The 21686-nt window shown below is 54.8% G+C and carries 15 protein-coding genes; all 15 read right to left on the reverse strand.

From position 1 onward, the window contains the following. Positions 1 to 3: 3 nt before the first annotated feature. Entirely contained in the window at positions 4 to 747 is a 744-nt protein-coding gene (locus tag ACZ5DH_RS06180) for a PP2C family protein-serine/threonine phosphatase (protein WP_464256214.1), read from the reverse strand. A 10-nt stretch (positions 748 to 757) separates the two neighbouring features. Further along, on the reverse strand, positions 758 to 1633 hold the full coding sequence (locus ACZ5DH_RS06185) for a lytic transglycosylase domain-containing protein (protein ID WP_464256215.1): 876 nt from the start codon (positions 1631 to 1633) through the stop codon (positions 758 to 760). Between the two features lie 175 nt (positions 1634 to 1808). After that, entirely contained in the window at positions 1809 to 5351 is a 3543-nt protein-coding gene (gene tssM / locus ACZ5DH_RS06190) for a type VI secretion system membrane subunit TssM (RefSeq protein ID WP_464256216.1), read from the reverse strand. Further along, positions 5348 to 6295: a type IVB secretion system protein IcmH/DotU gene (icmH, locus tag ACZ5DH_RS06195; protein ID WP_464256217.1), complete on the reverse strand. Its 948-nt coding sequence runs from the start codon at positions 6293 to 6295 to the stop codon at positions 5348 to 5350. The genes tssM and icmH overlap by 4 nt, the downstream gene beginning before the upstream one ends. A gap of 3 nt (positions 6296 to 6298) precedes the next feature. After that, complete coding sequence (gene tssK / locus ACZ5DH_RS06200; RefSeq protein WP_464256218.1) at positions 6299 to 7639, reverse strand: type VI secretion system baseplate subunit TssK; 1341 nt, start codon at positions 7637 to 7639, stop codon at positions 6299 to 6301. Between the two features lie 25 nt (positions 7640 to 7664). Next, complete coding sequence (gene tssJ, locus ACZ5DH_RS06205) at positions 7665 to 8390, reverse strand: type VI secretion system lipoprotein TssJ (protein ID WP_464256219.1); 726 nt, start codon at positions 8388 to 8390, stop codon at positions 7665 to 7667. Then, complete coding sequence (gene tagH / locus ACZ5DH_RS06210) at positions 8387 to 9703, reverse strand: type VI secretion system-associated FHA domain protein TagH (protein ID WP_464256220.1); 1317 nt, start codon at positions 9701 to 9703, stop codon at positions 8387 to 8389. The genes tssJ and tagH overlap by 4 nt, the downstream gene beginning before the upstream one ends. Positions 9704 to 9727: 24 nt before the next feature. Further along, positions 9728 to 11236: a sigma-54 interaction domain-containing protein gene (locus ACZ5DH_RS06215; protein ID WP_464256221.1), complete on the reverse strand. Its 1509-nt coding sequence runs from the start codon at positions 11234 to 11236 to the stop codon at positions 9728 to 9730. A gap of 1 nt (position 11237) precedes the next feature. Then, positions 11238 to 13886, reverse strand: coding sequence for a type VI secretion system ATPase TssH (tssH, locus tag ACZ5DH_RS06220; protein ID WP_464256222.1), 2649 nt, complete (start codon positions 13884 to 13886; stop codon positions 11238 to 11240). Between the two features lie 2 nt (positions 13887 to 13888). Then, positions 13889 to 14926 (reverse strand): type VI secretion system baseplate subunit TssG, encoded by a 1038-nt coding sequence (gene tssG / locus ACZ5DH_RS06225; protein WP_464256223.1) that lies wholly within the window; start codon positions 14924 to 14926, stop codon positions 13889 to 13891. Then, complete coding sequence (gene tssF, locus ACZ5DH_RS06230; protein WP_464256224.1) at positions 14890 to 16665, reverse strand: type VI secretion system baseplate subunit TssF; 1776 nt, start codon at positions 16663 to 16665, stop codon at positions 14890 to 14892. Before tssF ends, tssG begins: the two co-directional genes overlap by 37 nt. Then, the gene (tssE, locus tag ACZ5DH_RS06235; protein ID WP_464256225.1) at positions 16662 to 17051 is read right to left on the reverse strand and encodes a type VI secretion system baseplate subunit TssE; all 390 of its coding nucleotides are present in this window, start codon (positions 17049 to 17051) and stop codon (positions 16662 to 16664) included. Before tssE ends, tssF begins: the two co-directional genes overlap by 4 nt. A gap of 2 nt (positions 17052 to 17053) precedes the next feature. Then, on the reverse strand, positions 17054 to 18529 hold the full coding sequence (gene tssC / locus ACZ5DH_RS06240; protein WP_464256226.1) for a type VI secretion system contractile sheath large subunit: 1476 nt from the start codon (positions 18527 to 18529) through the stop codon (positions 17054 to 17056). A 51-nt stretch (positions 18530 to 18580) separates the two neighbouring features. Then, on the reverse strand, positions 18581 to 19141 hold the full coding sequence (gene tssB / locus ACZ5DH_RS06245) for a type VI secretion system contractile sheath small subunit (protein WP_464256227.1): 561 nt from the start codon (positions 19139 to 19141) through the stop codon (positions 18581 to 18583). Between the two features lie 26 nt (positions 19142 to 19167). Further along, on the reverse strand, positions 19168 to 20790 hold the full coding sequence (gene tssA / locus ACZ5DH_RS06250) for a type VI secretion system protein TssA (RefSeq protein WP_464256228.1): 1623 nt from the start codon (positions 20788 to 20790) through the stop codon (positions 19168 to 19170). Between the last annotated feature and the right edge of the window lie 896 nt (positions 20791 to 21686).

Consider the following 21686-nt stretch of genomic DNA (forward strand, 5'->3'; position numbering starts at 1 on the left):
GCCTCAGGTCAGACTGGAAAGAAAAACCACCACAAAAGTAATGTTGTCCGGTTGATGCATCTCATCCAGGCGCTCGGCTATGCCTTCGGCAGCTTCTTTGGCCGAGCCTCTGGTGAGATGTGCGGACAGCGCTTCTGGCGCGATGAGAGAAAAAAGCCCATCCGAACAAAGCAAAAATCTGTCTCCTGCCCGCAAGGAAAAACGAACGTCGTCCAGGCGCAGACTGTCCTGCGCGCCAATAGCATTGGTGATGATATTGCTCTGGATCATACGTGCCGCTTCGGGCGCAGTCAGTTCCCCCTTGTCTATCTTTTCCTGACGAAGGGTATGGTCCCGAGTGCACTGGTACAACACTCCATCACGGAACAGGTAACAACGGCTGTCGCCAGCCCACAAGCAGGCAGCAACACCGCCATGCATCAGCAAAACAACTGCCGTACTGGCCGCCGTGCCCTGCCCGTCTCTGGCCTGCCGACAAAAAAGCGCATTGGCATTCCGCAAGGCCTGAGAAACGTTGTCTATGTGTGCATCAAGAGAAACAGCCTGGGGCACCTGTAGCAGAAATCTGGCAATGGAGCGGCTGGCTTCGCCGCCCTTCTGGCTGCTTCCCACGCCGTCCGCCACAGCCCACAGCGTATGGTCTGCCCAGTTTAAGAAAGAATCCTGATTTTCCCCGCGCACGCTTCCTTGCCTGCTGATACCCCACGATTCCACACTGACCGTGAACGCCTGCTTTATCTGTGTCATAACCTCCACCTCACGGAAGCCGGGTACTGCGTGGAGGCGCTTTGTGGGGTTGCTCGATTGCGCCGTATTGGCCGGTAAGTGCGAGGCGGTCTCCGCTTTTTTCTGGCATGTGCCTGCTCCTGGCGGCTGACAGGTCCGCCAGACGCGGAGCAGCCCCCCAGCTGTCTGACCGTTGCATAATAGCGATGGCCGCTATCAGCTTTGGCACAAAGCGCAGGGTTTCTTCTTTCAGTGGGCCGGTCTCGTCTTGGGACTGACGGCAAAAGGCGGTCAATCCATCAAGAGTAGTACAGCCGGACCGGGCCAGGGCTTTTTTCATGGTCCCTTCTCCACAGTTGTAAGCGGCGATGGCCAAAGGCCAATCTCCAAAAAAATTATAAAGATATGCAAGATACGCTGTGGCGGCTCGAGTCGATTTTTGCACGTCAAAACGCTCGTCCACGCTGTCTGTCACTGTCAGGCCAAATTCGCGTGCGGTTCCCGGCATCAGCTGCCAAATCCCGGCAGCCCCGGCAGAAGAGATAGCTTGGGGTTCAAATGCGCTTTCGACCAGAGGAAGACAGGCAAGCTCTGCTGGCAGCCCCTGGGCCTTCACGCCCTCCATAATGATCGGCAGGTGTATTGTTACTCTGTCCTGCACGCGTTTGCGCAGGGATTTTTGTTCGTTTTCAAGACGATATAAATAATCAAGCATGGTTACGCGCTCTGAAGCCGGAAGCCAGCATGCAAATTCGTATTCCCTTTGTGTAGCGGCCAGATTGAACCGCGCCTCGGCTTTTCTTTTTTCACCGGCATTGAGCGGACTCCATAACTGGATGGCGTCTCCCATCAGTCGCGGCGTGCGAATGGTTTGGCCGCCCTTGGCAGGAATGACCACTCTGCTCACATGTTGCCGCTCGGTGGCGGGCAGGCCGGAGGCCTGCCGCGCCGCCTTTGTGCACGCGCTGAAGACCAGACAGCACATTCCCAGCATAAGGAACGGCCGTAATGCGCCCACACAGCTCATTATACCCATAAGAACCCCGAAACATGCCGTACCGTCATAACTGCGGCACGACCGCTTACAGTAATGAATCCGGCAAACTGAATGAACATACCGTGGGGTCAAAAGGGTTTACCTTGTTCCGAAACTGAATCAGGAACTGCGCCCATTTGCCATTTTTTTGTACTTCAATGAGGCAGGTCGAGCCCTCCTGACGCTTGATGCTTCCGCCTTGGAAAAGGCGGAACAAAGACCAGTCGCCCCGGGCTTCTGTCCTTCCGTTAATCCCGCTCAGGTCAGTAAATTCAAGAACCCCCTGCCCGCCGGTGGGCCACGAGAAGCCCACGCCCTGTACCGGGCCATGCCAGTAACTCAGATTTTTTCCGGCATATTGGAGCCCCACCTGCTTCAGGGAGGCGTCCATTGCATAGGGTTCCATCAGAAAATTAATACCCAATTCACGACCAGACATGAAAAAGGCTTCCTGCACCCTATTTGCCCTTTGCAACTGCCCGACGGCCTGACCGGATATGGGCAAGGTACGGCCCATAATACTACGCAGGGTACCGTTTTTTGTCACAAAATGCTTGAGATTGGCATCGTAGAAGTTGTCCAGCACGCCACCAGCCTTAAAGAATTCGGCGAAGTCCTCAAGGTTCACGTCCTGGCTGGCGTGGACATTAAAGGGGAAGTACGAACGCAGGTTCTTGTTGTACGTGCTGATCACGCGCTCCTGATAGGTGCGGTTGATACTGCGCGCACCCACGGCGAGCATGTCGCGCAAGCCGCCTGTCCCCACGGTGGAGTACCAGTTGCGTACGGGATTGGGCAGGCGCTCTGCCGAACTGTCCAGTCGGCGCAGCGTATCGTCCCTTTCGTCCGCAATTTCCAGCAGAGCCGCGAGGACTCTTTGATCCTTGTTATCGCTGGTGAGTATTTTGGCAAAGTATTCGCCAGTACCGACCATGTTGTCGTTAACAGCCTTGAGGGCAGGATTGGCATTGCCATCGGAATCAAGCAATGCATCCAGGGGGAGAAAGTACTGCCGCACAGAAACAGCTTCCCTCTGGGATTCCTGCTGCGCGTTTTTGCGCATTTCTTCCAGGTTCTGGCCCATTTGGCCGACGGCTGCTTTCGCAACACGTGTGCCCGTGGTTCTGGCGATCTTCTGCTGTGCCTTACGGGCTGCTTCAGACTTGAGCGCGCCTTCAACTTCTCCGTCAGGCACCTCATCAAGGATGAAGTTGGTGTTGGTCCGAACTTCACGCAAAACAAGCACCGCTGGGGGCGTTCCCGTGGTCAGTTGCTCCGCCAGTTTTTGCGCGTCAGCCAGGTTGGCGGGCATGCGCACTGCAAGCTCCTTCACAGCTTGTCCCCAATGCTTGGTGTAATCCCTGAAATACAGAATACGGACTTCCTTGTGCACTTTGCTCACGTCCATCAGGCTCAGCGCAATGGGACTTGTGCCGAATATCCAGCTTTCGCCGGTCATGTTCCTGATAATGTCGGGGCAGCGCTTTATAAGGTATTCCTCGTACCCTTCGCGGGAATAGAGTATGGGGATGGGGTAGGTATCGCCGGAGAAAGGAGATTCACCGATGGCCGCGCGGAAAGTGAACGGAGGCTTACCGCTTTCAGCCGCCTCTTCCTGCAGACGCTGGTAGGCCAATTCCGCCAAGGGCGTTCTCAGCAAGGCCTTACGTGCCCTGTCCACCAGATCTGCGTCAGGCGTCACCGGCACAATGCCGTGGGCGATCAGATAGTTCATGTGCGTCCGCAGCTTGTCCTGTGTTTCCGCCTGGCCCAGGTAGCGCTCAGACCAGCGCTTGTTCAGCCAGTCCTGAATGAACTTTTCATTAAGATACCTGGGCTGGCAGAGCATAAGGTATGCCCTGAGAGCATTTTTGAGTTCGCCGACATCCCCTTCCAGGGAGGCTCCGAGCCGCTCCGCCGCCACGTTGCGGATGGGGGGCATGAGCCGGCTGTTGAGAGTGCCCAGATAGGCGGCATGGGTTGCCCGATCAAACTGCCTGCCCTGATACAGGCCAAGGCCGTAGGTGATGGAAGAATCTTCGTCGGGTTCGTAGACTGATGTGCTGTGGGCCATAAATTCCAGCTCGGGCAACACGGCCCGCGCTTCAGCAATTACGGGTGTTTTTTTCTGTTCGGCCTCAAAAGAAGCGTACACGTTGCCCAACGTTTCCAGCCGGGAGTAGTTGTTGACGAAGCTTGTACCCAGAAATACCCCGGAGAAAAGCAACAGGGCCACGGCGGCAATCTGCATGCCGTAGCGCTTGAACCGCAGGCTCCAGAGGTGCTCTTTATCTGCTGAGGCCAGACGGGCCTCGGGGATGATGCATTGCTCAATCAGGCGCAACAGAAAGAAACCCTTGGCATAGTCGCCGATGGCAGCATTGAATCCTTTCTGAAAACTTAACTCTCCTTCCCGGGCAACAGACGCCAGGATATCGCGTGTTGAAAGCGCGCTTGAAAAGAAAAAGCCGCGAAACATCACAGGCTTGTGATAACGTGAATGGCCGAATGCTTCGGCTACGAAATCTTCAATGCGCGGGCCAAGAGCTGCCAGTTCCTGCGGGAACCTGAACATGTCGCCTCGGGCCGTCACATCGCGTTCCTGATGGATTTTGGAGATGATCTGAGCATTCAAGGTCTGCATCAGATCTTTGAGCTCTTTGCGGATTTCTCCTGGCTGCATGCTGTCTTCATTGGCAAGACAGCCAAAAACCTGTTCGCGTTCCGTACGCGAAAGGTGCGAGAAAAACTGCGCGAAGCCCTGCACCGCATCGCACTTGGTGAAAATAAGATACACAGGGGCGTAGTTGCGCAGAGATTTCAGAACTTCACTGAGCCGCGCCCTTATGGTTCTGGCCAGATGCTCGCGCCGTGGCTGGTCAGAGTCCATAATGTCGCGCATGCTCACACAAACCAGAATGCCATTTAAGGGCTTGGCCGGACGGACAGAAAACAGGCGACGCAGAAAGGTCTGCCAGATGCTATGAACCGGCGTGTCAGGATGCCCATTGGTGTACGCGCCGGGCGTATCCAGAAAAATGGCCTCGTTGCCGTACAGTATCTCAAACCGTTCGGTGGCTTTCAGCGTATGCAGATAGCGGTCAGCCTGCTCGTTGAGCGGGAACTTCAATCCCGAATTGAGCAGCATGGATGTTTTGCCGCTGTTTTCAGAACCCAAAATAAGATACCAGGGCAGGGCATACCGGGAACGGCTTTTGGCGCCGTAAAAATTGGATGTCGTGACGACCTTGATGGCAGCTTTGAGCTTGTCCTTGATGTGCTCAAACTCCTCCCCAAGTCTGCTTTTGCCTCGCGCTTCCCGCTCGTGCTTTTCGGCTTTTTCAGGGTCGGCCAAGGCTTTTTTGCGCTGCCGCGAATAAAAGACCGCCACAAACAGGCCCCAGCAAAAAACCAGTGCCAGTGTGGCCACCAGGCGGGGGACAAGGCCTTCAAGCGGGATGTATCCGGCTATGGCCACCAGTGGGCCGAGTATCCAAATCAGCAGGACAAGAAACAGCGTCAAAAGCAGCATCAAGGCCCACGGCGTTGTACAAGCCCGCCACAGAGCACGGAAAAAACGCATTATCATTGACGCACCTCCGGATTGGGGGAAGATTCAGAGGATTGGGCAGGGGTCGGATTGGCCTGTGGCGCTTCATCCGGCTTTGTCAGAGGAAACGGTTCGCCAGCCGGAGCATTGGAACCGTACATGATCAGCAGAGGGTCGGACTTGCCCGCCAGAGTGTGCGAAAAACCCCACCAGGTGACGGACAGACAGAACACCACCAGAGCGGCGATAAGCCAGAGAGGCACGTAGGCGTATGTTTTATTTTTGAACGTGCCCGCCTCCATTTTTTTTGAAAGATCCGGGCTGGGCTCGCCCCGCAGCAGCCGTATCTGGCGGTACAATTGGTCCCGCAGGGATTCAATTTGCAAAACACCCTTTTCCTGCATGCGGTATTTACCTTCAAACCCCAGACTGAGCAGCAGGTAAATGAGTTCAAGCAGATACAAACGGCTTGCCGGCTGCTCCATAGTTCTGGAAAGCACGTCAAAAAAGACTTCGCCGCCCCAGGTATCCTTGTGGAAGGTGCTCAGGAGCGATTTATGCTGCCATTCTCCCTGGGCGCCGGGGATGCTGGAGCTGGTGACGCTTTCATCCAGCGCGGTACACAAAAGATATTGGGCGGCATTGACCTGAGCCTCACTGACGCCAAGCGCCACAGCCTGTGCGTTGAACCCGCGAATCTCCGCCTCCAGCCGGGCGCGTAGTGTTTCAATATCCACTTCCGCCGCAATCCGCAGGCGCACGATTTCCAGCAGAAGGTGCGAAGCCGCATTCACCAGTGGATTGAGGCCCGGCGTGTATTCATCAAAGGAAGTTTGCTGCGCAAGATAGGGGGCATTACGCGGGGCCTGACGGCCCGGCGCCACGGCCACAGCAGTGAACGGCAACTCTTCCTTCCCCTGCCTGGACGGGTCCAGAACAATAGAAGTTTCGTCATGATCCATGTGGTCTTCATACCGCGTCATGAATTACTCCTTTATGGCCCAAAGCTGCAGGAGCAGGCCGGGAAATGTGCCGGATACATGCAGTGCGCAACCTGTCGATGTTTCCAGTTGCGCGCGCTGGTGTGAGGAAAAATCCAGCTGGAAATAGCTTTTCCCGGCATGGAACGGGATCTGGCGCGGAGCCACCGGCATGGGCAGTATTTTCACGCCGGGCAGGTGGGAATTCACAAGCTCGCGTATATTCTCCGGTGTACCGATCTTGACCTGCTTGGGAAGCTGGCCGCGCAGCGTTTCCTGATCCATGTCCGCCTGGGCCACAAGCACAAACGTTGCCGTGCCGAGCAGGTTTTTGTCGTGAATGGGCGCCAGCTGGATATTGTTCTTGCGTTGCTGCAGGGGCAACATGACCGCGTGCTGTTCCAGCACCATACTGAGAACATAGCGGGCCATCTCCATAATACCCGCGAACGACTGATACTGGGTGCCGTGATTGTAAACTTCAATATTCTGAGGACGTTTTGCCCGCTCCGCAAAAGTGGAGAGCTCACCCACAAGACTGAGCAGCAGCCTGTAGAACACTTCAGGATGCAGGCCCTGCGTAGCGTCCATGTGCCGGAAAAGCGGCTCCATACGGTTGAGGCACTGCAAAAGCATAAAATCACCAATTTCCGCAGTGCCTGTCTGCCCGGCACTGCTGAGCCTTTTGGCGATATGGTCGGCCCTGTGGGCGATAAGCCCTATTATTTCACGTAAATATCCATGCAACTCCGTAGATCCGGCAAGGTGCAGAAATGTCGGCAAAAAATCTTTGTCCAGAAGAATGCTCTTGTCCTGCTTGGTTTCCACCACCTTGGCCACAGGCATGGTTACAAAGCCCTTCAGTTCAGAATCTTCTTCAAACATCAGGCGCAGATCCAGACGGCCGCAGAGAATGGCTACTTCGCCCCCTTTGCGGTCTTTGTACGCATTGTTGTCACGCATGAGTACAGGAGTCCGGATATAACGCGTCGAGAGACCAAGCGTTTCCTCATCCCGCGTTTCCGGGGATCCTTCCACGCTCATAGGCAGTGCCAGAGTAATGACCTGATTGGTCAGCCCTGGCGGGATGTCCAGAGTAAGCGCACCCTGCCCCTGGCCGATGGAAAACATTGTGCCGTCCGGCAACACGCCCTCGGCCCTGCTCAAGACTATTTTGCCCAGTGCAAGGTATTGTTCGTCGATGACAAACTCGGTGAACCCCCAGGCATTGGGGTAAAACATGGCCCCGCGCTTGCGCAGTTGAATGTCCGTGTAGTGGTCCTGCTGTTGCAGATGGACAGGGTTGACGAGCATGCCCTGCGCCCAGATTGTTTTTTCAGGCAGCATAACTTCTCCTGCGATCTACCAAGGTTCACAAAGGCTGCATAACGCGTACGGGAGAAGCGGACTGCGCTGGCTGGGCAGGTTCTCCTCCGGCGTCCGAAACTCCTCCATTACCCTGTTCAGGGCGTGGCTTGTCAGACGGGGCATTGAGCCAGACACCGTCTCCGTCATTGGCAGCCTGGCTGTTTGCCGGCGGCGCATTCGCATCATTGGCTCCTCCGGCAGTGCCGTCTCCCCGCGCCGCCGGGCGGGCGGTTTGCTGCTGAAATTCCTTCACAGCCTTTTCCGGGTCCCAGTTCTTGGCCTGATCGTCCGGGATAACCAGAATGGCCGTGTCATTGAACTCCAGGGCAATGATGTTTTTATCGTCGGGATCAATGGCTTTCACCGCGCGCCAATGGGCCCGGTCCATCTGGCGAAATCCCGCCACAACGCCCAGATACAAGGTGTTGGGCGACGGACGGTAGGCCACTTTTCGGGCCTCACCAGGAACCAGCACAAATTCATCAGCGGCGATGATATCCGGCCCCAGTGTGGGCACCGGACGCTCGAACAGCGACTGGAAATCTGCCTGCCTGAACGCAAGGTCGCTGCGCAGTTCATAAGTTTTCACCGCAATGGGCGAGGGTCGGTCAGAATTGTCCGGATTCACGTTCGGCATACTGGCCACGCTCAGGTCAAGCCGGGGCTTCCCGCAGCCCGCAAGCAGCATCACCGCGAGCAACAAGCCAGGAACAATAAAAACTTTTTTCATCTGCGCTCTCCTTTGGAAACTCGATCCGACCCAAGAGTGCGCCCCTGCATTTCATAGGCACGGGCGAAATCCTGCAGAAAAATGGCGGCAAATCCGTCCTGGCCATCACACATATCCTGATGCACGCGCGCAAAGGTGTGCCACAGACGCCCCGTGCGGTTGAAACGCACCGGGCCGTTCGCATCCAGACTGTCTTCAACAGCCCGTGGCGACACTCTTTCCAGAGAAGCCCGAACAGCGGCGCGTGTTCCGGCCATAAGTCCCATATGGTGGGCATGCAGATCGGCGAAGGCCGTGCGCATGGATTCAACAGGTGAAAGCACGCCTTTCTGCGCCGGGCCAAGCAGCGTGGACAGGGCAGACTCTGAAGAGGGACTGAACTTGAACGGGTTATTTTCAAACCCAAGACCCGTCGTTGTAACCGGCAGGCGCAGTTCATTCTTGCATTCATTGCGGTTGCGCATGGCATGGGTAAGGCCGGTCACCGCAGTGACAAGCAGGCTGGCTGCAAGGCCGAGAACGCGCGCCCGCTCTTCCGCAGATGCAGGGGCAGCGGCGAAGCCAAGAGCCTTGAAAAATGTATCCAGCTCTGATGCGGAAGCGTATTCCGCCTCTCGTGCCTGCACGGGCATGGCAGGTTGTGCCGCAGGGGGAACGCTGGTCGTCTGGGCAGTGGCTGGAACCGGCGCAACAGGCGAAGTAAGATTTTCAAACGGGTCGTCATCCCAATCTTCAGGAATCAGGTCCACCGACTCCGGAACAGCCGCGGCTGGCGTAAAGGTGTTGATGCGCGGGTCCGTATGGTCGGCAGGAAGAATGCTGGCGACCCTGTTGTGCTCGCCGAGCAGATCATCAAAATCGCCCAGGCGGTTGCGCGCAATGAGTTCTTCCTCCTGATCCATTGCGGTCAGGGGGTGGAGTGAGAGAGAACGGGAAAAGGAAGAAGACGGGTCAACCAAACCATCAGCCGAAGCGGCGTAAACACGTGGGTCATAGAGCAGCCTGGCCATCAGGGTATATTCGCCAATGACGAAGCCTTCGCCGTGCTCGATCTTGTGCCTCTTGCCCTTGCCGATGGCATCGTTGTTTAATGAAAACTGAACGCCGTTGGCGCTGACGTCTTCAATAAAGAAGTTGCCGTCCTCAAATGTTATGAGGGCGTGTTTGCGGGAAATATGTTTCGATTTGTCGGGAAGCACCCATTCGCACTCCTCCGAACGCCCGATATAGCCACCCGCCTCGCCGAAAACATGCGACGTTGGAAAAAGAGCGGAATATTTTTGTCGGCTGACTATTTCAAACATGATGTCCATAATGGTCCCCGCAGGCTTGTTTGTTCAAAGTTGCCGGGTTTGAGCCGCCCGGCGGTTCTTTTGTATTTTCTTGAGCAGGCTGGTTCTTGGAATGCCCAATGCCCGCGCAGCCCTGGTTGTATTGTTGTCATTGCATGCAATTGCCGCATTTATGAGTGACATTTCATATGATTTCACGCATTCGGCCAAAGGCATGCTTTTTACCTCAAACGCTTCATGGATGGTTTTAAGCCGGATGTCGCAAGTGTTTTCAATACCCATTGATATGACGGCATTTTCAATTTTAGAAGCAAGCTCTCTCACATTGCCCGGATAATCCAAGGAACATAGCGCGGACATCTGCGCATGTGTTATTTCCAGTTCCGGCATCTTGTGCGACGCAGCAAAGCGCTTTGAAAAAAGCATAACCAGGTCTGGAATATCCTCTCTGCGTTCCTTCAAAGGAGGCAGATGGATACGCCAGTTGACGATCCGGTAGTACAGATCTTTCCGAAACTTGCCGCATTCCACGGCTTCTTCAATATTGCTGTTGGTCGCCGCGATAATTCTGATATCGACCGGGTAGCTGCGGATGTCGCCCACTGGCCGGATTTCACGATCCTGCAGCACGCGTAACAGTTTTACCTGAAGCGGCAGAGGCATATCGCCGATTTCGTCCAGCAATACCGTACCCCCTGCGGCACTGCGCAAAAGGCCGACGTGGTCCTTATCCGCACCGCTGAAAGCCCCCTTTTTGTGCCCAAACAGCTCACTCTCCAGCAGTGGCGCGGGCAGAGCGCCGCAGTTGATCTTCACAAAGGGAGCTTTGGCGCGCAGGCTTGCCGCGTGCACGGCCGACGCCGCCAGATCCTTACCAGTGCCGGTTTCTCCAGTAAGCAAAACAGACACGTCGTGCGGCGCAACCTGGGCGATGCGGTCGCGAACCTGTTTCATAGGCACACTTTCGCCAACGAGTATGGGCCGGACCACGTCTTCTACCAGTTTCTTGGATTGCTCCAGGCGAACCAGGTCGGCATGCAGACTGTTGATGCGTGCGGCGTCCTGGCCGCTGCGTTCAAAAAAAGCCAGCAACAAGGCGGCATAGCCGCACAAGATCCGTACTGCATCCTGATTGTGCGCCTGCCCCCGGCTCTGCAAGACTACTCCGCCGATCGCCGTTGCATTCCAGGCCAGCAGGGGGTGCGCGATCAGCGTTGCTCCGCAATGCACAGGGCACATGGCCAGTTCCATTGAGGCGTATGCGGTCATGCCCGGCTGCTGCGCAAGCGTGACCGTATTGCCTTGCAGCAAGGATATGCAGAGCGGATCATTCAGGTTCCAGGCAGGAATGGCCCGCTTTTGCTCCACAGTTGCCCCGCGCTCTTCTGACCACGAGGCAAAGTGCAGCAGGCTGCCGCGCGTGCTGTCCAACAGGAAAACGCTACTGCCATCTGCCTGCGCCGTCTCGCCTGCCGCCTGGGCCAAAACCCTGGCGGCTTCGTCCATGCCGGAGGCCATGCACAGTTTTTCAAACCAGCCGTTGAGCTGATCCATGTTAGGTTTTCTCCTGCCGCGGAGCGCAGATAAAAGAATTTCCCTGTGGGTCCAGCGTGATATGCAGACTCAGCGGAACGGGACCTGAGGCCGCGCTGGCCAGCAAATCCAGCAAGGAGGCGGCCATACACGGCAAAAGATGCGCGTTGATAACGTGGTCAATATTGCGCGCCCCTGTATCTACCGCGGTGCAGCTGGCAACAATGTTGGCGACAACATCGTCGGACCAGGTCAGGCTCATCCGGTGGCGCTGTTGCAGCCTTTCGCCCACCTGCTCAAGCTTTATGAGCACAAGTTCTTTAAGGATATCGCCGCGTATGGGCATGAAGGGGATGATGGTCATGCGCCCCAGCAGCGCCGGGCGGAAAAACTGGGACAAGACCGGGCGCAGGGCTTCGAGGACGATTTCAGGTTCTGGCGTGTCCCCATCTTCAAACAGGGCCGAAACAATATCGCTGCCCAGGTTTGAGGTCATGAATATCATACTGTTCCTGAAGCTCACCTCTCTGCCTTCGCCGTCAGCCAGAACACCCTTGTCGAAAACCTGGTAGAACAGGTTCAGCACCTCAGGATGCGCTTTTTCCACCTCGTCAAACAGCACGGCAGAATGCGGCTGACGGCGTACAGCTTCGGTAAGACGCCCGCCTTCGCCATAGCCCACATAGCCCGGAGGGGAACCGATCAGCCTGGAAATCGTGTGCTTTTCCTGAAACTCGCTCATGTTGACGGTGACCAGCATTCGCTCGCCGCCGTACAACTCGTCAGCCACTGACAGGGCCGTTTCGGTTTTGCCCACGCCTGACGGACCGACAAAGAGAAAGATGCCTGTTGGCCGCGTGGGATTGTCCAGCCCAGCGTGGGCGGCAGTAACCGCCTTTTCAATGGCGTCCAGAGCGTGGTCTTGCCCGCGTACCCGGCGGCGCAAAGCCGCCCCAAGAGAAACAGCAGGAAAAATACCGGTGCCATTCAGCTTGCCCACAGGAATGCCGGTCCACTCAGCTACGATACCGGCCACCAGTTCCGGGCTCACTTCGTAAAACACCAGGGGGTCCTGCCCCTGAAGCTGGCGCAGCTCTTCAGCCAGCTTGCCCTGGCGGCAAGCTTCGCCGCCTGCTGACGGCTGCGGCGCATCCTGCTTTTGCGTCTCTGCGGCTTTTGCTGGTTCCGCCTTGCCGCTACGCAGTTCGAGCAGAGCCTCGACCAGCCCCTTTTCGCGCTTCCAGCGGCTTTCGATTTCGTAAATGTGGGTTGCCAGATCCGCCGCCTTCTGCCGCAACGCAGCGTGGTACGCCTCAGCATCCGCGCCCGGATCCACAGGCGTGCCGTACAGGCGGTCGCGCTCAAGAGCGTCCAGCTCACGCTGCAGGGAAGCCAGTTCCTCTTGCGCGGCCTCCAGAATGGCAGGCTTGGCTCCAAGGCTCACACGCACGCGCGCGCAGGCGGTGTCCAGCACATCAATGGCCTTGTCCGGCAGATGACGCCCGGTTATATAGCGTCCGGCCAGTTCGGCGGTGCGCACCACAGCGTCGTCGCGCACATAGACCTTATGGGTGTTTTCGTAATGCGGAACTATGCCGCGCAGGATGGTGACGGTTTCTTCCAGCGAAGGTTCGTCCAGTTTGACCAGTTGAAAACGCCGGGCCAGAGCGGCATCTTTTTCGAAATACTGCTTATATTCGCTCCAGGTTGTAGCGGCAATGGTGCGCATTTCACCTCGCGCCAGGGCGGGTTTGAGCAGGTTTGCCCCGTCGCCGCCCCCGGACTGAGCGCCTGAGCCCACCAGAGTATGGGCTTCATCGATGAAGAGAATGGTCGGAACGGGAGCGGACTTTACCTCGTCAATAACGGCCTTGAGCCGCTTTTCAAATTCTCCCTTCACGCTGGCGCCAGCCTGCAGGCGGCCCATATCCAGACCAACGATGCGAACCCCCTTCAAGGCGTCCGGCACGTCGCCCTCGACAACCTTGCGGGCCAGCCCCTCAACCACGGCGGTTTTGCCCACGCCGGGGTCTCCCACCAGGATGGGATTATTTTTACGCCGCCGGATCAGGATATCGATCATCATGCGGATTTCCGGCCCACGCGCGAACACGGGATCCGTACGGTTTTCGCGTGCTTCTTCAGTAAAGTCCGTTGCGTACTTCTGCAGGGCGCCCTGCTCTTTTCCAGGGGCAGCAGGCCGGGCGTCATTCTGCTCCTCCTGCAAGCCCTCAAGCAGATCACGGAGCTTTTCTGCCGGAATATCTTTGAATTCCTGATAAAAGGGAAAAACACAGTAACGCACGGAATTCTGCAGCAGGGTCAACACCAGTACGCCCGCCACAATCCTGTTCTGGCGCAGCTCAAGGCTGGCCAGCAGGTATGCTTCCTGCAAAAACTGATACAGCAGAGGAGAAAATGTCGGACGCCCCGTATTACGGCCCGAGTGCGGACGCCCCTTGGCCAGGATGCCACGCAGCCTCTCCTCACTGCAGCCAAAATGCACGAGAACATCCCGCATGCCTTCCGTGTCCAGCAGGGTTTCCACATAGTCATCAATGGTGATTTCGTAGCCGCCACGCGCCGCGCAAGCGACGGCGGCCGCTTCCAATGCCTCACGGCAGGGATAATCCAGGGCTTCGACAAGGGCGCTCAAAGTAATAGTGGCCATTATTATATCTCTTGATGATTGGATTCCAACACCACAATGCCATCGCCGCCGTCACCGCTCCACGAAGACCAGCCAAGACGGCAGTCACTTTCCTCATCCAGCCGCCAATCCGGCATTTCTCCGGGCAAAAGACGTAGTTCGACATCAAAATCCAGGCGCGATTTCAATATGAATTTGACCAGGGTTTGCAGCGCCGCAAAGTTTGCTTCCGTGGGCAGAAATGTTTTGAATCGCGCCCATGTCAGTCCGGCAACACGAATACGGAACTTTCCCGTCTGGTCGGGAATGGATTCCCCAAGGATAAAATCATTGCCCAGAGCGCAATTGCTTTCGCCCAGCCGGGTGAGCTGCTCTTGAGGAACGCTGACCCAGCGTCTGATACAGGGGATGATGCTTATGTTTTCGTGCGCGAAGTAATGGCGCAAAATGCTTTCGAGGGAGCCGGCAGATTCTCCGTTAAAGGCTATCAGCCCCATATAGGCCATAAGCCTTGGCCAATGCAGATTTTTTGCATCCCGCAAGGCCTTGTGCCCCACTCCGATAAAGCCGAAAAAACGGTCAGAGAGGCGGTCAGCAGCACGGACCTTGTACTGGGCATAGTAACGGTACTTTGTCCACGTGCCGTGCAGCAGCGAAACCAACTGATGATTGAAGATATCGAAAAAATCGCGCAGGGCGTCGGCATCGTCGGCATGCTGCGCCACATGTTCGGTGAAGTAGGCGGGCAGAGGCGAACCTGCCCCGTGCAGCCCCATCAGGTTGAGCATGACAGAGACCCGCATTTCCGCCGCGCCACGGTCGGCAACGTCCAGAGACGTTATGTCGCCGGGAGGAAAGGACAGATCCGGATTAACGCTGAAGCGAAAAGAATCAGCGGAAGCCAGACCACCCTGCGAACGCAGCCAGCGTTCCGCAATATCTATGGCTTGCGGAAAGGCAAAGGCTCCGGGTGTTGCGTGCAAATCATCCAGCAATGAAGAATGGCCCGTTTCTTTTCCGGGGCTCATATGCTCAGTGTCCTGCCCAGTCTGGCTGGCCATGTATATGTTTCCCCTTTGGATTCCTCTTCAACCATGAGCTGGTGAAAACTGTTCACAGTGGCGTACAGGGCGAAAAATTCATTCAACACCGAGCCGAACAGATACATGGCTCCTTCACAGCTGAAGGCCCGCTGGTCCAGAACCAGGTGGGTCTGCATGCCCCTTACAGGCAGGCCACGATGGATGCGATCCGTTTCGGTACAATGGATGCGCACCATGCCCTGGAGGGTTTTCTCGAGTATTCTGGCTCTGGACCTGTCGTTGGGCGCACGAAAATCATAGGCGCAGAGCAAAGCCCGCAGCGCGCTGATATCAGTCAGTGAGACATAGTTCAGTGACATATTGGACAGCAGCCGCCACAAGATATTTCCTTCCAGCGGCGGATTGAATGACGGGATGACAGACGTAATATTGGTGAAATTCACTGCTCCCGACGTGTTGTCCGCATGAATGCAGATATCGCCCACCCGCAGTTCTCGAGGCAGCATGCGGTTGGTGCAGGTAAGCTCCATAGAAATGGTTTCTCTTTGCGGCACCACAGATTCGTCCGTATGCTGAACAAAGGAAATATATGTTTCCGTCCCCTCGTCCTTGTGCGACGGGCGGATGCGCAAGCGGTAATATGCGGTGCTGCCCCCTTGCCCTGTCTCATGCTCAAAGGATTCAAAGGGGAGGTAGCGCCGACTGTCTCTGCCGTCCTGCCCCCATGTACCCACGGAATCCACGCTGTAGACAGCGTAATGGTACGGCAGGCGGGGGTCGGGAACTATCCGGTATTCTGTCTTTCGCTGATCCAGAATCAGGGGTGAAGCGTCCATTGGAAAAAGGTTCACCACCGGGGTGCAGTAAAGTTGCCAGTTGTCCAGGCGAAAGGATTCATAGATTTCTGGCAGCTCTTTAAGGACAAAATGGATTTCAAATGACGTGGCTACCTGGTATTGCTGAATAGCCCCAGAATAAAGACCTTGCTCTATGCCTGAAAGCTCCACAAAGAGAAATTTGTCAGGAAAACAAAAGTATTCCTGCAAAATACGGTAGCCAGGAAACGTGTTGGCAGGATAGGGATACAGCCGCTCTTCTTCCCGAAAACCCACAGGCCGCAGGTTTTCCGCGGGCAGTATTGCAGTTACATGCTCTTCCATACGTTGATCGCGCAGAACAATCCGCGCTTCCTTCAGCCTGTCTGTGAGGGTGAAGTACAGTGTGTGCGCAATGGCTGTTTCTCCAGTCAGAAAAAAGCGCAAGCGCGAGAGCGCGACGTTCGCCAGAGGCACGCCAAGCGTCTCAAAGGTCAGCGCAATGGCGGCTTCTCCATTGCGCTCCAGAATCCGCATGTCCCTGATGCGCAATGGATGGATTTCCGTCTCGTAAACGGTCCTGAACCGACAGCGGGTGCCATCCACCTCCTTGGATTCCACTGCCGTGCCGCGCGGCATTGTCGCTGCGCCGGAGAGGTTTTCATCAGGCCGGTACTGCACGACGCTGCACGCAGGAATGGGCCTCAGGTAGTTCGGCCAGAGCAGGTTGAACAAAGAATGGGTTATCTCCGGCAGCTCATCGTCCAGCTTCTGGCGCAACCTGCCGGAAAGGAATGCAAATCCTTCCAGAATACGCTCAACGTCAGGATCCCGGCCAGGAGTGCCAAGAAAGGGCGCAAGAGCGGGATTACGGTCTGTGAACTCTCTGCCAAGTTCCCGCAAAGCAAGCAGCTCTTCCTGATAATAGCGGTTGAAACTCATGCCCGATCCTTAAGCTTGTCACCAGCCAGAGAGACGTCCCACTGCCAGGGCTGAAGATTGCCGCTTTCGTCATACTTCTGTGCCCGGATGCGAAATCCCACTGTAAATATGGAATCCGGCAGAGGTATGTGGACGACATTCACATCAGTGAGCCGTGGCTCATACCGCACGATGCAATCCCTGATGCCCGCGCAGGTTTCCTTGATCAGCTCAGCGCGCGACAGCGTCAAATCATTAAGGTCGGGGAGCCCGTAGTCCGGCAGAGTTTGCACGGACCCCTGGCGTGCCACGAACATGCGCAGCAAGTGCGCGCGGATGGATTCGTCATCCGTCGCTTCTTCGCTGGCTGCGCCGCGCGTCAAACGTTCAAACAGGCTCCCCGCCATAGCTATTCCTTTTCCAGCTTGCCAACGAGCGACAGCGTGAAATAGGCACCCATATACTTGAAGTGGGGGCGGATATTCATACTGACGCGGTACCAGCCCGGATCCCCTTCAACATCGTTGACTTCAATGAGTGCTTCGCGCAGGGGACGGCGGCTGCGAATGTCGGAACTGGGATTTTCCTGGTCTGCCACAAACTGGCGAATCCAGGTGTTGAGTTCCCGCTCGAGGTCCACGCGCTCCTTCCACGAGCCGATGTGCTCGCGTTGCAGCACCTTGATGTAGTGGGCCAGACGGGAAACGATAAAGAGGTACGGCAGCTGCGCGCCCAGCTTGTAGTTGAGCTCAGCCGCCTTACCAGCTTCAGAAATGCCGAAGTACTTCGGCTTCTGGCAGGAGTTTGCAGAGAAGAAGGCTGCGTTGTCCGATCCCTTGCGCATGGTCAGCGCAATGAAGCCCTGCTCCGCCAGTTCATACTCTCGCCGGTCGGAAATGAGCACTTCAGTAGGAATTTTCATCTCTATGTCGCCGAGGCTTTCATAAAGATGCACGGGCAGGTCTTCCACCGCGCCGCCAGAGCGCGGACCAATGATATTGGCCGCCCAGCGGTACTTGGCGAAGCTTTCGGTAATGCGCGTGGCAAAGGCGAAAGCCGCATTGCCCCACAGGAAATTGGCGTGGCTGTCGTCAACATTTTCTTTGTAAACAAAGGAACGAACGGGGTTTTCTTCAGGATCGTAAGGCTGACGCAGCAGAAAACGCGGCAAGGCCAGGCCGACGTAGCGCGAGTTTTCCGACTCCCGGAAGGCCTGCCATTTCGTGTAACGGGTGCCGCTGAAGATGTCCTGCAAATCTTTCAGCGCGGGCAGACGTTCAAAACTGCCCTTCAAGCCGAAAAATTCGGGAGAGGCTGCGCTGATGAATGGCGCATGGGCCATAGTCGCCACCTTGGCGATGCTGTCCAGCAGGCGCATGTCCAGTGCTGAAGGGCCAAAGTAAAAGTTGCCGATCATCGTTCCCACAGGCTTGCCGCCAAACTGCCCATATTCAGCCGTGTACACTTGCTTGTACATGGCCGACTGCACGATTTCCGGCGAGTCCAGGAAGTCGTCCAGCAGTTCGTCCTTGGTGACGTTGATGAATTCGACAATAACGTTCTCGCGAAAATCCGTGCGATCTGTCAGCATTTTAAGGCCGCGCCACGCGGATTCCATTTCCTGGAACGCAGTATTGTGCAGAATCTTGTTGGCGAAATTTCCAAGACGGCGGTCAATATCCGCCACCATGTGGTTGATTACCGCCTTATTGATCTTTTCACCCATAACCTCGGGGGTCAGCATGGAAACGATAGCGCCAATGCCGAGGCGGGCTTCTTCATACCCCTCATTCTGAGGGGAAATATTGGTTTCCTGTATGATTTGCGCCAACAGGGAGCTGTCGGACAATGCATCGTATTTCACTTCATGCAATGCTTGACTCATAGCGGCTACTCTCCTTGGAGCGATGGGCACTTGGTCCTCGCTGTCAAAATTTTACTCCCCGGCGGTCTCTTTCTTGGCTTTGCTCTGCCCCTTCCCGGAAGCTTTGGGCAATGGAAGCTCTATGCCCGCCTGCAGCAATTCTTTCTGGATATCTTCACGCCGCTTGGGATCCTTGAGCACATCTTCCAGAGCCTTGCGGAAAGCCGGCATGTTGCCCATAGGCCCACGCAAGGACATCAGAGCCTCGCGTATGCGCATCAGCTTGTTGGTTTCGGGTACCTGCTCCAGAATATTTCCGGGCTCAAAATCACGCATGGATGCTATATTCAGCCCCACCTGGATTTCAGATTCTGTCTCGTCATCCTGCAAAACGTTAGGCACCGACATATCAAGACGTAAGTTCTGCTTTTCCATAACTTCAGCGAAGTTATTTTTATTGATGGAAACAGGTTTTCTGTCCTGAAGAGTCCGCGTGTCGTGACGCTGCAAAAAATCTCCAAGCACCATAACCTTCATAGGGAGTTCAATTTCTTCTTCCGCTCCCCCAGTCGCCGGCTTAAACGTCACGTTGATACGTTCTTTAGGGGCAACAGACGCGTCTTTTTTAGCCATTATAATCCTCCTGGATTGGCTTATTGTTATTTTTCCTTGATGACATTGAGCGCACTGTTCAAATCCAGCAGGCATAATCGCCGCAGCATGCCCTCATCGGCCTTTCCCTGCTGCCGGCCCTGGCTGGAAAGCAGTAGCGTGAGAATGCTGGCCGTCAGGTCTGGCTCCCAATCCAGCAAACCCCAAGTTTCAAGATCCGAGTACAGCGCCATAAGAACCTGCGCTGCTGCATATTTTTTCCCGGACGCCAGGCAATAACGGGCCTGCAGAATGCCATGCCGCACAAATGCACGGCTGCGGCCTGGAGAAACCGTTCCAATACGCCGCAATCCGGCCTGAAAACCCTCCTCCATGCCGCAGGCCAGAGCCTCATGCAGTCGTGTTTCTTCGTCCGGCTCATTGCGCATGAGCAATCCGTCGGACGCTGTGGACGCAACGGATCTGCCAGATACCGGGGCACTCAACCCCTCCAGCCAGGGCAGTGTTTTTGCGGAAGCGAAAGGAGAATGGTCTTTAAATTTGTAAGCCAGCAGTTCTGGGAAGCGGTGCAGCAGCGTCGCCAGTGCTTCACTCAGGCAGGCGGCCGCTCTCAATGCATCAAGCCCTTCCAGGCAGCGCCACAGCAAGGCCCATCCGTCAAACCAGAACGGGGCCTTGCCCGCAGCACGCGCCAGATGGGGAAGAATTTCGGCGTATTTTTTGCCTTCAACAGCGGCCACGTATTCCTGAACTCTGTCTGGCGGCACGCCGCAGGTCAGCTGCGTTTTTCCTTCGCCATCAGCCAGGGGCAACTGGGAAAGCGTGCCCCAGTTACCGGCAGCAAACAGCACAATGGCACGCTCATCCGCAGGGTTCAGACAGAGAAAATGTTCCGCAAGCTGGCGCGTGGAATCAATAATATTGCGCACCACGTTGGGAAAAACACCGGGAGGAATTCGCCCATCCTTGTCCATTACTGCAAGGCTGGTCGCAATGGACATATTGGAGGCGCGGGCATGGGCCGAGGAATGTGGCGTGGCAGGCTCCGCCAGATGCTGCGTAGTTTCAGACGCAGAAGAAAGTGGATCTTCTGAGGGAATTTTATTGAATATGCCAGTAAATGACGGAGCGAGGTCAGCGACTTTTTCCGTCAGCAGAGCCTGGAGTTTGCCCAATTCTGTCTGCAATGCCCGAACGGCCTCCGAAGAACTGTCCATAAAGCAGGTCGTCTTGGCGCAGTGCTCCATGCGAGCGCACAGCCATGCCAATGGAGCCAGCCGACGCGGTATGCGGGACGGCAGCGGGTATGCAGAATCCCACCAGGTGTCCAGCAGGATCGTGAGTGCGGAAACCGAAGCCGCGCAGGCCGCTACTCCATTAATTTTGTATTCAGCATACACTGCGTAAACAAGAATCCATACATCCTTGCTCTGTTCGATCAGGAAATCCGTTGCTGAGCGGGAAACAATGGCCCAATCGGTCGCCTCAGTGGCATGCAGGGCTGTGTCCTTCTCTATTTCCGCCTGCATTGCTTCAAATTCCGGCGAAAAGGAGCAATCGCGGCCGCACGGGCATGCTTCCGATATGGGTTTCCCCCAAACTTCCAGATATTTCAGTGCGTTTTCGTTACAAAAACCCTTTGCCACAAATAATTTCCTTAATCTTTTCACATACAGTGGAATTTTGGGATGACATTAAAATCGTGGTCATCCTAAAGTAGCACCAACAAAAATTTTTGACATGCAAGGGCACTGCAATACAGTACGAGCATTTATAGTTACTAAAGATATAAACCATTAATCATACTTAAAAAGTATCTATCAACACATCTAAAATCTTTATTTGATAATATTATTGTGTAACTTGGCACGAAATATCAACAATATATGTACTGCTTTATTTTCATATAACTAAAATATGCGTAATTTATTTTATATTTTTCTATTTCTATCCATATTAAATTAGCTTATACGTTACAAATAAATCTTATTATTTTAGTATGACATATTAGCACAATTATAAGTAGACACATGTGCTTTATGTGTGATTAAACACAGTTAAACACATATTATTTTGATATATATACTGCTTTAATATAGAATATTTTTTAGCTTGCCTAAAAAATGCCCCCCCACTTACATTAAACAATCTATAACTTGACTCAAAAATCCCATCCAACACCTAAAGTTACAGCATCTATAATTCACGACATATTAAACATTAACACGTTAGATTTATTAGACATAAGAGCATTAAGAACATTAATACATCATCTTCTCTAACTATTTTTAAAGTCCTTCAACATAACTAATATTTTTTCGAGACTTCGGCTGATATAACAGCTAGAAGCATACTTTTAACACTTGAATATTTTGCCGTGCTGCCAGAAAGGCTGTACTTTCTGGACTACATGAAAGAGGTGTTCGCTATGTAGACGGATGATGGTATTTACCAACTCATTCAATATAACGAATACTACGGAAATAATTTTTATGATTCTGTAACAATTTACTTTATAAAAATTTATTAACGATTCTTTTCAATATTTTTAGGAATACATTATTCC

The organism is Desulfovibrio simplex (assembly GCF_055387835.1).

Bases quoted from the DNA above. Each gene is read 5' to 3' on its own strand.
- ACZ5DH_RS06180 (WP_464256214.1), bottom strand. From the start codon at position 747: ATGACACAGATAAAGCAGGCGTTCACGGTCAGTGTGGAATCGTGGGGT.
- tssM (WP_464256216.1), bottom strand. From the start codon at position 5,351: ATGATAATGCGTTTTTTCCGTGCTCTGTGGCGGGCTTGTACAACGCCG.
- icmH (WP_464256217.1), bottom strand. From the start codon at position 6,295: ATGACGCGGTATGAAGACCACATGGATCATGACGAAACTTCTATTGTT.
- tssK (WP_464256218.1), bottom strand. From the start codon at position 7,639: ATGCTGCCTGAAAAAACAATCTGGGCGCAGGGCATGCTCGTCAACCCT.
- tssJ (WP_464256219.1), bottom strand. From the start codon at position 8,390: ATGAAAAAAGTTTTTATTGTTCCTGGCTTGTTGCTCGCGGTGATGCTG.
- tagH (WP_464256220.1), bottom strand. From the start codon at position 9,703: ATGGACATCATGTTTGAAATAGTCAGCCGACAAAAATATTCCGCTCTT.
- ACZ5DH_RS06215 (WP_464256221.1), bottom strand. From the start codon at position 11,236: ATGGATCAGCTCAACGGCTGGTTTGAAAAACTGTGCATGGCCTCCGGC.
- tssH (WP_464256222.1), bottom strand. From the start codon at position 13,886: ATGGCCACTATTACTTTGAGCGCCCTTGTCGAAGCCCTGGATTATCCC.
- tssG (WP_464256223.1), bottom strand. From the start codon at position 14,926: ATGGCCAGCCAGACTGGGCAGGACACTGAGCATATGAGCCCCGGAAAA.
- tssF (WP_464256224.1), bottom strand. From the start codon at position 16,665: ATGAGTTTCAACCGCTATTATCAGGAAGAGCTGCTTGCTTTGCGGGAA.
- tssE (WP_464256225.1), bottom strand. From the start codon at position 17,051: ATGGCGGGGAGCCTGTTTGAACGTTTGACGCGCGGCGCAGCCAGCGAA.
- tssC (WP_464256226.1), bottom strand. From the start codon at position 18,529: ATGAGTCAAGCATTGCATGAAGTGAAATACGATGCATTGTCCGACAGC.
- tssB (WP_464256227.1), bottom strand. From the start codon at position 19,141: ATGGCTAAAAAAGACGCGTCTGTTGCCCCTAAAGAACGTATCAACGTG.